Origin of the sequence: Corynebacterium sp. MSK019, from assembly GCF_030232425.1 — a bacterium.
Lineage (GTDB): Bacteria > Actinomycetota > Actinomycetes > Mycobacteriales > Mycobacteriaceae > Corynebacterium > Corynebacterium jeikeium_D.
The window spans coordinates 224,658-237,457 of the sequence record NZ_JASPJT010000002.1; the positions used below are offsets into that span (position 1 = coordinate 224,658).

Sequence of the window (12,800 nt, forward strand, 5' to 3'; positions counted from 1 at the left end):
CGTGACCACTTCTCCGCAGGCTCAGGAGCAGGCAGCTCACCAGCTTTCCCAGGCGATTAATCGCCGCATGTCCAAGCCGATTCAGCAGATGCAGGATATGCTTGCCGACGCCAAGAAGGTCGGCGTCATTGCCCATGTTCACCCCGATGCGGATGCGATTGGTGCTGCATCTGCGATGGTCATGGCACTTGTACAGCGTGGCATTTCGGCTGTAGCCAGCTACGGTGAGAGCGATTTGCCAGCCAAGTCGCTGTTGACCATCCCCGGATGGGAGCGATTTGTCGAGTACACGGACTTGGATGAAGACATTGACACGTGGGTGACTGTCGACTGCGCAAGCCCGGGGCGCCTCGGTGCGCTGGAAGATCGCGTGATGGCCTCCGACCGCGTTATCAATGTTGACCATCACGCGACCAACACTCGCTTTGGGTCCGTCAACATGGTTGACGAACGCGCAGAGTCCTCGACCATGGTGCTCCTGGACTTCTTTGGTGTCTGGGGTATCAAGCTGACCACGCCGATGGCTCATGCTCTCTATGCAGGGCTGTTGACGGACACCGCATCGTTCCAGTTCGGCCATTCCCGCATGCACACTGCAGCGGCGCGCCTGCTGGATAAGGGGCTCAATCCGCGCACGATTGGTGCACAGCTGCTGGAAGAACATCCGTTTGCCTACCTTCCATTCCTGGGCAAGGTGCTTTCCACCGCGACATTGGTGCCCGAGTGGGGCGACGGCGCTGGCCTAATCCACGTCGTCATTGAGCACGACCAGACCGCCGAAGTTGGCCACGATGAGATTGAATCGGTCGTGGACATTGTGCGTACGACTAATGCGGCCGACGTCTGTGCCGTGCTTAAGGAGTATGAGCCAAACCAGTGGGCCGTCTCGCTGCGTTCTCGCGAGCTTGTCGATGTCTCCCAGGTCGCCCTGGAAATTGGCGGCGGTGGCCACGAGCGTGCCGCCGGTCTGACTCGGGAGTGCAGCAAGGATGAGCTGCTGCAGGCCATCCTGGACACCAGCGATGTCGCAGCCCAGGCACGCCGAGGCACGAGCGAGGCCTAGGGGATTGTCGGACTCGCGAGAAACTCAGGAGCGCACTGAGATTGAGCAAACTGGCATAGAGCGAACCGGGCACAGTGCGAAGTCAGATGTCAGCCTTCGCGCAATCGTTTCGCTGGCGCTGCCAGCGTTGGGTGTTCTTGCCGCGCCCGCACTCTATGTGCTGCTGGATACGGCTGTCATTGGTCGGCTTGGAGCTGTCCAGCTTGCGGCGCTTGCCGCTGGTTCGACGGTATTTTCCGTGGTAACTACGCAGCTCACTTTCTTGGCTTACGGCACGACCGCCCGATCAGCGCGAGCCTTTGGCAGGGGCAACGTGGACGAGGCGGTTGAAGAGGGATTGCAAGCGACGTGGGTCGCCATCTTTGTGGGCCTTAGCCTCTTTGCCATCATCGTGGGGTTGGCACCAGTATTTACCGGTTGGTTAGCTCCTCATCCGGAGGTCGCTCATGATGCCGGGCAGTGGTTGCGAGTTGCTGCCTTCGCCATTCCGCTGACGTTGATTGCGCAGGCTGGAAATGGTTGGTTGCGCGGTATCCAAAACACCCGCGCGCCGCTGCTATTTGTGCTCTCAGGCCTTGTTCCGGCCGCCATTGTGATTGTGCCGCTGGTCCGCGCCTTCGGCCTCGAGGGCTCTGCGCTGGCCGTTCTCTTCGGCGAATTGATTACCGGCGGGCTGTTCCTCCGCCGTCTTTTCAAAGAGTGCTCTAGCCGCAAGCTCTCCATGCGCCCGAATGGCGCCATTATCAAAAGCCAGCTGGTCCTCGGCCGCGATCTCATCGTTCGCTCCTTGTCCTTCCAGGTAGCGTTCCTCTCTGCCGCAGCGGTTGCTGGCCGCGTTGGGCCGACCACGCTCGGTGGACACCAGGTCATGCTGCAACTGTGGAACCTGATTTCGTTGGTGCTCGACTCGCTAGCGATTGCTGCACAGACGCTCGTCGGTGCAGCGTTGGGCGGTAGCTCCACGGCCGTTGCCCGCTGGACTGGCAAGCGCGTGACGGTCTGGTCAAGCGTCATTGCCCTCGGCCTAGCGGCTGTTTTCGCAGTAGGTAATGCCAGCATCGTCCGCATTTTTACCGACGCAACAGGCGTGATTGACGCAGTCACCGCCGGACCATGGTGGATTCTTGTCGCAATGATTCCTATCGGCGGTGTCGTCTTCGCGCTCGATGGCGTGTTGCTCGGCGCCGGCGACGCAGCCTTCCTCCGTAACGCCACCGTTAGCGCGGTCCTGTGCGGATTCCTCCCACCGGTCTGGCTGGCTCAGGCATTTGACTGGGGGCTGACCGGCGTATGGTGCGGTCTCCTGGCATTCATGATTCTGCGACTCATCTTTGTCGCTACCCGTTTCCGTGGAGAGAAATGGTACGGCATCAGCGCATGAGTGTGCTTGCCGACGTCGAGGAGTACCTGGCCGGGCATTTACCCGCCGGTAGCCGGCTGGTCATTGACTCCAATGCCGAGCGTCCTTTTAGTGATGCGGAATTGCAGCAGCTCCGTAGTGCTGAATTGAGCCTGCCGGATAGTGCAGCACCTGCTCGAATCCGTGATTTCACCCGAGGGCGCCTCGCTGCGCATGAGACGTTGCGACGGCTAGGAGAGCCTGCCCCAGGTGGGATTGGAATGTCGACCACCGGAGCGCCGCTGTGGCCGCGAGGAGTCGTGGGGTCAATTAGCCACTGCGACGGGGCCGTGGCAGCTGTGTCCGCTAGCGCTGAGCAGCTGCAGGGGATTGGCATCGATGTCGAGGTCGAGCAGACTCTAGAGTTAGGAATCATCGATGCAGTCTTGCGCACTGACGAAGCTCGCCTGGATCCGCTGGTGCAATTTAGCGCCAAGGAATCAGTGTACAAACTCTGGGAGCCGATACTCGGGCAGTGGCTAGACTTCGACGAAGTTTCCGTGCAAACGAGGAAGAGACGGATAGCAGCGCGAGGTTTTTCCCGAGGACTCGCAGGCGGACCTCTACAGCTAACATTTCACCGTGAGATTCCCGACGCCTTCCGCGGAGTAAAGGGCTTCTGGGCCCGCGGCGCAGGCGTCGTTGCCACCGCGGTGTGGCTCGAGCAGTGTTAAAAACCTTGAGAAGTAGTCACAGCGTCGCCGGGCGCACCACGAAGACCGTCTTGGCCCGTTTGCCGGATTCTGTGAGCAGCGCCGGAACCTTTCCCGTTGGTGACACCGCCGCATAGACTCCAGGTTTTCCGATTGGCTCCAGCCACTTGCCCTGAGCCAAATCAGCCGCCTGCTGTTCAGTAATTTCGCGGGTATCAAAGCAACGCAGGCAGGCCGCGTCCAGACTCATCGGCAGCAAGGAAGCGGCGCGCTCCGGAAGGGGGCGTCGCATCTTCGCAATTTCTGGATTGGCGGTGTCGAATTGCTCGGCTTTCGCTGTGAGCTCGTCGATAGTCAATGCTTCTTCAATAGTGAAAACTCCGGCGGCAGTACGTCGCAGAGCGGTGAGATGACCACCAACTCCCAGTGCATCCCCCAAGTCACGAGCTAATGCTCGGATGAAAGTGCCGGCAGAGCAGTCGACCTCCACATCGATATCGATGCACTCCCCGGGACGGGAAGGATCGGAGTCGTGGCGGATGTCCAGAACCTCATAGCGGGTGATTGTCACCGGGCGCGCTGGGATATCGACCTTCTCGCCACGGCGGATGCGCTCGTAGGCGCGGACACCGTCAATCTTCACTGCGGATACCGCCGCAGGTTTTTGCATGATCGTGCCGGTGAACTTCGCAATTTCCTCTCGAACCATTTCATCGGTCACCGATGCCGCTGACGATTCGGAGAGCAACTCGCCTTCGGCGTCGTCGGTAAGCGTGGCAGCGCCGAGCCGAATGGTGGCTTGGTAGGACTTCGTGTCCGCGTGGACATGCGGTAGGAAACGCGTGCCGCGGCCGATGCCGAGGACGAGCACACCGGTGGCCATTGGGTCGAGGGTGCCGGAGTGGCCGACCTTCTTGGTGCGGAAGATTCGACGGAGTTTGCCCACTACATCGTGGCTTGTCCAGCCTTGGGGCTTGTCGACGATGACAATGCCGGAGTCTGCAATCGGATCGAAGTCGGTCATAGACGCAATCCTATGTTGCGCTATATGCGGTGTGTTAAACGGTGACCAGTTACACTAGCTCTTTGTGGAGATTTGGTATGGCTTGGACAATGCACCCGAAGACCTGGGGGACACGGTCGTAACCATCGGAGTGTTCGATGGTATTCATCTAGGACATAAGCGCCTGATAGCTGCTGCGGTCAGTGACGCTCGCGCTCGTGGCGTGAAGTCGCTGTTGATGACTTTCGACCCCAACCCCGTAGCGCTGTTTGCCCCGGATAAGGTGCCGCCGGCGCTGTCCACCGTTTCCCGTCGTGCCGAGCTGGCAGAGGCGGAGGGAATCGATGCCATGCTCGTCGTGCCTTTCGACAAGAACTTCTCCAGTATCCCCGCTGAAGATTTTGTACGCACCGTTGTCCGCGACAAACTGAATGCACAGGCCGTCTTCGTTGGCCAGAACTTCACCTATGGGCAGAAGGCCGCAGGTACCGCCGAGACTATGCCGGAGCACGGCCGTAAGTGTGGGGTCGACGTCACCATCGTCGACCTCCTCGACGTCACTGCCGCGGACTCGACCGAACGTGTTTCGTCGACACGTATTCGCGGTTTGCTTGCCGACGGTGCGGTGTCCGCAGCCGCCTCGTGTCTCGGGTACTTCTACCGTGTCGATGGTGATGTTATTCCAGGTCAGGGGCGTGGAGGAGCGCAGCTGGGCTTTCCGACCGCCAATATTGACTTCGCTGAGGGCCTAGCAATCCCGGCTGATGGTGTCTACGCGGCATGGTTCACGGTTCAGCCGACGGCAGCCCGCCCGGAGCCGGACCCGAAGGGCGATATCGAGTTTGGGGTGCGCTACCCAGCGGCCGTGTCGGTGGGCACTAATGTGACCTTTGGAGACACTGATCGAACGGTCGAGGCCTACGTGATTGACCGTCATGCGGACCTCTACGGCACCGCCGGGCAGGTTGAGTTTGTCGACCGGATTCGCGGAATGGAGAAGTTCGACTCGGTCGAGGAGCTCATTGACCGGATGAACCAGGACGTGGCAGACACCGAAGCCATTTTGGCTAAGACCGATTAGCTGTTAAAGTAAAACGTCGGCTGTGACTGCGGTCCACAAGCAGTTGCGAGGAACCAGTTGCCAGACGCTGTTTGGTTCCGGGAAAGCCGAGAATGTGGACTGAAAAAACGACCATAATTTGATTCAAGGAGTTAGATTTACATGGCTTTGAACACTGCAGAAAAGGCTGAGATTCTCAAGGAGTTCGGCCTGCACGAGACCGACACCGGTTCCCCGGAGGCTCAGGTTGCACTGCTGACCGCACGTATTCGTCAGCTGACCGAGCACCTGAAGTTCCACAAGCACGATCACCACTCCCGTCGTGGTCTGCTGCTGCTGGTCGGTCGCCGCAAGGGCCTGCTGCAGTACCTGCAGGACAACGACGTTGAGCGCTACCGTAAGCTGATCGAGCGCCTGGGTCTGCGTCGCTAAGGTTCTCCTTAAGGTCCTGTTTGTCAGAGCTTCATTGGTGTAAGTTGCTCTGTTAATTCAAGGCTTTTAAGCTTTTTAGACTCGCCGTTTGGGTTTCCATTGGATGGAAGCTCACGGCGGGTCTTTTTTTTGATCACTTGTCGTTGTGGTATTCACTCATCGATGCGCTGTAGCGTGGCCACAAGTGAATACCTCATCGACAGGTGGAGGGGCTGATCGAAAGCGTGCGCATAAGTGCCGGGGCACCATCGATAAGACACGGTAAACCATCGATGAGTCAAGAAAAGTCATCGATAAGTTCCCCCGCCCCGCAAACTCCTAGAACCCCGCGTAGGTGCAAGAACCCAGATGCAGTGAGAGATCTCCGATCCGTCCAATACGAGAACTTTCCGCGTTAGCTGGTAGAATGCGTGACGCAAACGAAGTTCATTCGATCTTTTACAGGCGACATCGATGATCGCCGCTATTTCTAGGAGTAAGAAACCTATGGCCAACAGCAAGGCTGTTGAATTTTTCTTTGATGAGGATTTCGGTATTACCGAGGCCGTTGCCACCATCGACAATGGTGATTTCGGCACCCGCACCATTCGCTTTGAAACGGGCCAGCTGGCTCGTCAGGCCGATGGTTCGGTGACCACCTACTTGGACGAGGAGACCATGCTCCTGTCCACCGTCACCGCTTCCAACCAGCCCCGCGAGGGCTTTGATTTCTTTCCGCTGACCGTCGACGTTGAAGAGCGTATGTACGCTGCGGGCAAGATTCCGGGTTCGTTCTTCCGCCGTGAGGGCCGCCCGTCCACCGATGCCATCCTGGCATGTCGTCTGATTGACCGTCCGCTGCGTCCGACCTTCGTCAAGGGCCTTCGCAACGAGGTACAGGTTGTCGTCACCGTCATGTCCTGGGATCCGAAGGACCGTTATGACGTTGTCGCAATCAACGGCGCGTCAGCTGCAACTCAGCTTTCCGGGCTGCCGGTTTCCGGCGCTGTCGGTGGCGTCCGCATCGCGCTCGTTGCTGATGACAAGCACCCAGAGGGTGCATGGGTCGCTTTCCCGACCGAGGAGCAGCACGAGCAGGCTCTGTTCGAGATGGTCGTCGCTGGCCGTATCGTCACCCGCAAGCGTCGCGGCAAGAACGTCGAAGATGTCGCCATCATGATGGTGGAGGCCGGAGCAGGGGAGACCGTCGTCAAGCGTATTGCTGACGGTGCACCGGCGCCGACCGAGGACATCGTCGCCGCTGGCCTCGAGGCAGCAAAGCCGCACATCAAGGTTCTGTGTGAGGCACAGAAGGGTCTGGCTGAGCGCGCAGCGAAGGAAACGCAGGAGTTCCCGCTGTTCCCGGCATACAGCGATGAGATTTTTGACGCAGTCGAGAAGAAGTCCGCTAAGAAGCTGGTCAAGCTGCTCACCATCCCGGGTAAGCAGGAACGAGATGACGCCACCAATGAGTACATGGAGGACGTCGAGGGGCAGCTGCTGGAGCGCTTCGTCTCCGATGATGTCGACGAGCAAGCTGCATCTAAGCAGATTCGCGCTGCATACAACGCAGTGATGAAGCAGATTGTCCGTGAGAAGATTCTCGCTGAGGGCTTCCGCATCGATGGTCGCGGTGTCACCGACATTCGTGACTTGGGCGTTGAGGTCGGCTTGATTCCGCGTGCCCACGGCTCTTCGCTGTTTGAGCGCGGCGAGACCCAGATTCTGGGTGTCACCACTTTGGACATGCTGAAGATGGAGCAGCAGATTGACTCGCTGACTCCTGTTACCTCCAAGCGCTACATCCACCACTACAACTTCCCGCCGTACTCCACCGGCGAGACCGGTCGTGTTGGCTCTCCGAAGCGCCGCGAGATTGGTCACGGGGCACTGGCTGAGCGCGCTCTGCTGCCGGTCGTGCCGTCCCGCGAGGAATTCCCGTACACCATTCGCCAGGTCTCCGAGGCTCTTGGATCCAATGGTTCGACCTCCATGGGCTCGGTCTGTGCTTCGACTCTGTCGCTGTACAACGCCGGTGTGCCGCTGAAGGCTCCGGTTGCCGGTATCGCCATGGGCCTGGTTTCCGGCGAGGTTGACGGTGAGAACCGCTTCGTCGCACTGACCGATATTCTCGGTGCCGAAGACGCATTCGGTGACATGGACTTCAAGGTCGCTGGTACTGCGGACTTCATTACCGCACTGCAGCTGGACACCAAGCTCGACGGTATTCCGTCGAAGGTTCTGGCCGATGCTCTGTCCCAGGCTCGTGATGCACGTCTGGCCATCCTGTCCACCATGGCTGAGGTCATCGAGTCTCCGGACGAGATGAGTGGTCTCGCTCCGAAGATCACCACCGTTAAGGTTCCGGCTTCGAAGATCGGTGAGCTCATCGGTCCGAAGGGCAAGACCATCAACGGCATCACCGAGGAAACCGGTGCTGATATCTCTATCGAGGACGACGGCACCGTATTTGTCTCGGCAACTTCCGGTAAGGCCGCGGACGCTGCAATCGAGCAGATTAATGCCATTGCTAACCCGCAGCTGCCGAAGGTCGGCGAACGCTACCTGGGCACTGTCGTGAAGACTGTCGCTTTCGGTGCTTTCGTCTCCCTGACTCCGGGCCGTGACGGTCTGATCCACATCTCCAAGCTCGGTGGCGACAAGCGCATCGAGAAGGTCGAGGATGTCATCAATGTCGGCGACAAGATTCAGGTCGAAATCGCTGATATCGACAACCGCGGCAAGATCTCGCTGGTTCCGGTCGAAGACGATTAATGCTTGACGACGGAGGATGTGCTGTAGGTAGCCTCCGACAACGCGTGTAGCGATGGCGCGGTTAGGTCACAAATTGACCTAACCGCGCTTTTGTTTTGGGTTAATCTCGGGTTTCGAACGGATTAATTTTCGAACCCACGTGGAAGGTGATTTGCGCATGCAACTTGTCGCGCACGATCATGAATTCATTGACATTGCGGCCGGTGACTATGTCGCAAGTATTTCCCAGTTCGGTGGTGGTCCGAGATCACTGGAGTACTGTGGCCTGCCACTGCTGACTGACTATCCCAAAGGGTTCAATCCACCGTTGTCCGCAGGTACGCTCCTGGCTCCGTGGCCGAACAGGGTCGCTGACGGAGTATTCATCTTTGATGGGGAAGTACATCGGCTAGATATTTCGGAGCCGTCCCGGGCGAATGCTATTCACGGGTTTGTTGCAGATCGCGTTTGGTCTGTGGTCGATTCTGATGACAGCAGCGTCACCTTGGGCGTGGAAGTTGAGCCGCAGCCGGGCTGGCCTTGGGAACTCGGTCTGACCGTGCGTTGGCAAGTCACAGCCTCAGATGGCCTATCGGCGGAGTTCACAGTGCATAATCGCAGCGATAGGGAGTGCCCGTTTGGTCTGGGCTGGCATCCCTATTTAAGCGCGTTGGGCGCTGACTTCGGCAGTTGCACACTGCGGTTGCCCGTTGATAAAAACCTGCCACTGGAGCCAATTCGAAACTTGCCCGCCGGCCCAGCGGTGCCAGCCGAGACGGTGGTTCCCAGCCTTCGAGAGGGAGTATCCCTGGATGGACTGTGGCTGGATCACTGCTTCTTTGCTGCCGAGGAGACAGCGGGGAGTGACTCGCCGCGCCGTCGTGAAGCGCATTTGGTTGGGCCAAATGGCAAGGGTGCTGTGCTCTGGGCCGATGATGAATTCAGGTTTTTCCAGGTCTATGTTGCGGACGCCGGACGACGAGAAGGATTTCCTGGGCACGGGAATGCGATTGCGGTGGAGCCAATGACATGTCCGCCGGATGCGCTACGCTCCGGTACCGGTTTGCTGCGAGTTCAGGCTGGAGAGACAACAACTCTTGCCATGGGACTGCGCGCGGAAACGGGCGGAAAATAGTTTTCCCAGCGCAGAAGAGTGCAGCCCCCTCAATGGAAATCCCGGGCCGGGAGCAAGCCGCCTAGTTTAGGCGGTATTCCCCCCCCCGGTCTTGGGGGGGGGGCTACTGTAATGCAATCTTCTTCCGCTGCGGCTTGAGCAGCGTGGTGAGGAAGATTAGCACCACGGCAAATCCCGCGGCGGTAAACATCGCAATGCTATAGCCACGAATCAAGTCGTCGGCGGCAGGAGCTGCTGCACCAGTGCCGGACAGGCCAGTGGCAATAACAGCTGACAGCGCCACAAACAGTGCGGTACCGACAGCGCCGGCAACCTGCTGTAGCGTGTTCATGATTGCTGAGCCATCCGGGTAGAGGCGCTTCGGAAGATCACCAAGACCGAATGTGAACAGCGGAGTAAACAGCAGCCCCAGGCCAATCTCAAGGACGATGTGGCAGGCGACAATCCACCATAGCGGAGTCGATGCTGAGATGAAGCCGAGCCCGAAAAGACCGAGGGCAAGGACAATGGAGCCGGGAATTGCCAGTGGGCGCGGACCATAGCTGTCAAAGAGCCGGCCGACAGCCGGTCCCATCAGACCCATAACCAGTGGACCAGGCATCACAATCAAACCAATAGTCTTGACGTCGACACCTCGCAGATTGAGGTAGAGCGGCAAAATGATGATCGCACCGAACATCAGCATGAAACCAATGGTCAGAATGATTGTGGACAGCCTAAAGCTCTTTGTGCGGAAGGTTCGAAGATCCAGCAGAGCTCGGTTGTGCGGTGCCAAACGGCGCTGGCGCATGATGAAGAACACCAACAGCACGATGCCGACTGCGCACAGGATTCCGTCGATAAGCGAAAACTCTGCGCCTACGCGGCTCAGCGCGTACACCAGCGGGCCGAATGCGCCGGCACTGAGGAACACCGAGAGGATATCGATGGGCTTCGCGGAGTTTTCCTCAATATTGGGAACGAGGATGACGCCCACTACCAGCACAATTAGGCCGAGCGGCAACATCGTGTCGAAAAGCGCATGCCAATTGTTATTGGCAATCTCCAGAATGAGACCGGAGATGGTCGGTCCGATAGCAGGCGCGACAGCGATGACCACGCTCATTCGTCCCATCATGCGCCCGCGCTCATGCTCCGGTACTACGTTGAGCACCGTGGTCATCAGCAGCGGCAGCAGCACTGCGGTACCGGACGCTTGGACAATGCGTGCGAGCAGAACGATCGCGAAGTTTGGCGCGAAAGCACCGATGAGAGTGCCCACGACGAATAGTCCTTGACTGACCGCGAAAAGAATGCGGAACGGCACTGCCGAAATGAGAAATCCAGTGACCGGAATGACAACTGCCATGGTCAGTAGGAACGATGTTGTCAGCCAGCCTGCGGTAGCTGCGCTGATTCCGAGGTCCGCCTTGACGACGGGAATTGCGACGCTCATGACCGTCTCGTTCAAGATAGCCATGAATGCCGCAGCTAGTAGCACGTAAATGGCCATATAAGCACTTTTGGGCGCATCGGCCTGTGGTGCCTCCGAACTTGGGCTGAGTTCGGAATCTTCAGATTCAGAAACCAATTGAAGTCTCTTTCTATATATCGGTACAGAAATAGGTAATTGTCGAAGATATGGAATCTTAGCGCAACAAAAACCCCGTCGTAAGTCGACAAAAAGGCAAAGCGGACGGGGGCATTGGCACACAAGTTGGCCAACACATTCTAAGGTAAGGGAGAAAGATAAACCCGTTGGGAAAGGACAATAGCTGTGAGCAATATCAAGGTCGGCGTACTTGGCGCCAAGGGCAAGGTAGGGTCCACCATCTGCGAGGCAGTCGAAGCCGCCGACGATTTGGAGCTGGCAGCGGGTCTCGACTCTGGCGATGACCTGAATGAACTTGTCACCGCTGGTGTGCAGACCATTGTTGACTTTACTCAGCCCGACGCTGTGATGGGCAATCTTGAGTTCTGCATTAAGAATGGCATCAACGCCGTCGTGGGTACTACGGGTTTTACCAAGGAGCGCCTCGATCAGGTGCAGCGCTGGCTTGACGACGCCGCCGGTGAGGCCAATGTTCTTATTGCACCGAACTTCGCAATCTCCGCGGTACTGACGATGAAGATGGCGGAGCTAGCCGCTCCGTACTTCGATTCCGCTGAAGTTATCGAAATGCACCATCCTTTTAAAAAGGATGCCCCCTCGGGCACCGCTATCCACACTGCTGAGGCTATTGCCCGTGCTCGCAAGGAAGCAGGCATGGGGGAGCAGCCCGACACCACTGAGCAGACTCTGGATGGTGCTCGCGGCGCCGATGTCGAGGGCATTCCGGTGCACGCAGTCCGTATGACCGGTTCGGTGGCTCACGAGACCGTTATCTTCGGTGCTGAAGGACAGTCGCTTACCATTAAGCAGGACTCCTACTCGCGTACCAGCTTCGTACCGGGCGTACTGCTGGGAGTGCGTAAGATTGAGGATTTTCCGGGTCTGACTGTGGGACTGGAGCCGTTCCTGGGTCTTTAATAGCCGGGAGTTAACTAAAAATGTCTGAAAATGTCACTCTCAAGGCGCAGCTAATCGCCGCGACCAACTTCTTCCCGCCGGAGGACATCGACTTTGATAGCGATGCCGATGGTGGGGAAGCATTGATTGAGTTCTCCGGCAGGGCTTGTTATGAAACGTGGGACAAGCCTAATCCGCGAACTGCGACGAATAGGGGATATCTGCGGCATGTGCTCGAGGTAGGCCACACCTCACTTTTTGAACACGCAAGTGCAAGCATCTATGTTCGTGGCCTGTCGCGCTCGTGTGCACATGAACTCACGCGGCACCGTCACTTTTCCTTTTCGCAGTTGTCGCAGCGGTTTGTGCCGGCCAGTTCCAACAATGTTGTGGTTCCTCCCGCAATTGCGGAGGACCCGGATCTGTTGCGAGTTTTCGAAAGCGCGGTTGATCAGTCCCGTTTCGCCTATGGTGAGTTATTAGACGCACTGGAAGAAAAGTGGGCCGACGAGCCCAACGCTATCTTGCGGCGAAAGCAGGCACGCCAGGCAGCCCGGGCGGTTTTGCCCAATGCCACCGAAACTCGAATCGTGGTTACTGGTAATTTCCGGTCTTGGCGCCACTTCATTTCGATGCGTGCGACCGAGCATGCCGATGCTGAAATTCGGGAGTTGGCAGTGGCATGTCTGCGGGAGCTGCAGCGCTGCGCTCCTGTTGCTTTTGGGGATTTTGAGATCAACACTCTGAAGGATGGGTCGGTCGTCGCGTCGAGTCCTTACGCCTTCGAGGGGTAATCGCACGTACAGTGTGAAGATATAGTCGATTGAGATTTTT

General features: G+C 58.1%; 11 protein-coding genes. 9 read left to right on the forward strand and 2 right to left on the reverse strand.

Annotation, left to right across the window (positions count from 1 at the left end; all coding sequences use genetic code 11):
* The first annotated feature begins 1 nt into the window (after position 1).
* The 3 genes from QP982_RS02230 to QP982_RS02240 are packed head-to-tail and all read left to right on the forward strand — an operon-like array spanning position 2 to position 3,136.
* A complete protein-coding gene (locus QP982_RS02230; RefSeq protein WP_049170820.1) occupies positions 2 to 1,063 on the forward strand; it encodes a DHH family phosphoesterase in 1,062 nt (353 codons plus the stop codon).
* Positions 1,064 to 1,067: 4 nt separating this feature from the next.
* Positions 1,068 to 2,444, forward strand: a complete 1,377-nt coding sequence (locus QP982_RS02235; protein WP_284870147.1) for an MATE family efflux transporter — start codon at positions 1,068 to 1,070, stop codon at positions 2,442 to 2,444.
* Positions 2,423 to 3,136, forward strand: a complete 714-nt coding sequence (locus QP982_RS02240) for a 4'-phosphopantetheinyl transferase family protein (protein ID WP_284870148.1) — start codon at positions 2,423 to 2,425, stop codon at positions 3,134 to 3,136. The genes QP982_RS02235 and QP982_RS02240 overlap by 22 nt, the downstream gene beginning before the upstream one ends.
* A gap of 16 nt (positions 3,137 to 3,152) precedes the next feature.
* On the opposite strand, the gene truB is transcribed toward QP982_RS02240, so the two are convergent.
* On the reverse strand, positions 3,153 to 4,139 hold the full coding sequence (gene truB, locus QP982_RS02245; protein WP_284870149.1) for a tRNA pseudouridine(55) synthase TruB: 987 nt from the start codon (positions 4,137 to 4,139) through the stop codon (positions 3,153 to 3,155).
* Positions 4,140 to 4,203: 64 nt separating this feature from the next.
* Here truB and QP982_RS02250 point away from each other — a divergent pair, with 64 nt between their 5' ends.
* The 4 genes from QP982_RS02250 (at position 4,204) to QP982_RS02265 (ending at position 9,478) form a co-directional block, all read left to right on the forward strand.
* Positions 4,204 to 5,199, forward strand: a complete 996-nt coding sequence (locus QP982_RS02250) for a bifunctional riboflavin kinase/FAD synthetase (protein ID WP_048733519.1) — start codon at positions 4,204 to 4,206, stop codon at positions 5,197 to 5,199.
* A gap of 141 nt (positions 5,200 to 5,340) precedes the next feature.
* Positions 5,341 to 5,610, forward strand: a complete 270-nt coding sequence (gene rpsO / locus QP982_RS02255) for a 30S ribosomal protein S15 (protein WP_016422594.1) — start codon at positions 5,341 to 5,343, stop codon at positions 5,608 to 5,610.
* Positions 5,611 to 6,096: 486 nt separating this feature from the next.
* A complete protein-coding gene (locus QP982_RS02260) occupies positions 6,097 to 8,364 on the forward strand; it encodes a polyribonucleotide nucleotidyltransferase (protein ID WP_070866751.1) in 2,268 nt (755 codons plus the stop codon).
* 157 nt (positions 8,365 to 8,521) lie between these two features.
* A complete protein-coding gene (locus tag QP982_RS02265) occupies positions 8,522 to 9,478 on the forward strand; it encodes an aldose 1-epimerase family protein (RefSeq protein ID WP_016422596.1) in 957 nt (318 codons plus the stop codon).
* Positions 9,479 to 9,581: 103 nt separating this feature from the next.
* Here QP982_RS02265 and QP982_RS02270 read toward each other — a convergent pair whose 3' ends face one another.
* Positions 9,582 to 10,970 (reverse strand): MDR family MFS transporter, encoded by a 1,389-nt coding sequence (locus QP982_RS02270; RefSeq protein WP_284870151.1) that lies wholly within the window; start codon positions 10,968 to 10,970, stop codon positions 9,582 to 9,584.
* Between the two features lie 264 nt (positions 10,971 to 11,234).
* On the opposite strand from QP982_RS02270, the gene dapB reads away from it, so the two are divergent.
* Together dapB and thyX are read left to right on the forward strand one after the other, a co-directional pair.
* Entirely contained in the window at positions 11,235 to 11,987 is a 753-nt protein-coding gene (gene dapB, locus QP982_RS02275) for a 4-hydroxy-tetrahydrodipicolinate reductase (RefSeq protein ID WP_070595167.1), read from the forward strand.
* A 20-nt stretch (positions 11,988 to 12,007) separates the two neighbouring features.
* The gene (gene thyX, locus QP982_RS02280; RefSeq protein ID WP_016422599.1) at positions 12,008 to 12,760 is read left to right on the forward strand and encodes an FAD-dependent thymidylate synthase; all 753 of its coding nucleotides are present in this window, start codon (positions 12,008 to 12,010) and stop codon (positions 12,758 to 12,760) included.
* Positions 12,761 to 12,800 lie beyond the last annotated feature (40 nt).

What these genes read in the sequence shown, in the direction of transcription:
- QP982_RS02240 (WP_284870148.1), top strand. Translation starts at nt 2,423, where the DNA reads ATGGTACGGCATCAGCGCATGAGTGTGCTTGCCGACGTCGAGGAGTAC.
- truB (WP_284870149.1), bottom strand. Translation starts at nt 4,139, where the DNA reads ATGACCGACTTCGATCCGATTGCAGACTCCGGCATTGTCATCGTCGAC.
- rpsO (WP_016422594.1), top strand. Translation starts at nt 5,341, where the DNA reads ATGGCTTTGAACACTGCAGAAAAGGCTGAGATTCTCAAGGAGTTCGGC.
- QP982_RS02260 (WP_070866751.1), top strand. Translation starts at nt 6,097, where the DNA reads ATGGCCAACAGCAAGGCTGTTGAATTTTTCTTTGATGAGGATTTCGGT.
- QP982_RS02265 (WP_016422596.1), top strand. Translation starts at nt 8,522, where the DNA reads ATGCAACTTGTCGCGCACGATCATGAATTCATTGACATTGCGGCCGGT.
- QP982_RS02270 (WP_284870151.1), bottom strand. Translation starts at nt 10,970, where the DNA reads ATGGCCATTTACGTGCTACTAGCTGCGGCATTCATGGCTATCTTGAAC.
- thyX (WP_016422599.1), top strand. Translation starts at nt 12,008, where the DNA reads ATGTCTGAAAATGTCACTCTCAAGGCGCAGCTAATCGCCGCGACCAAC.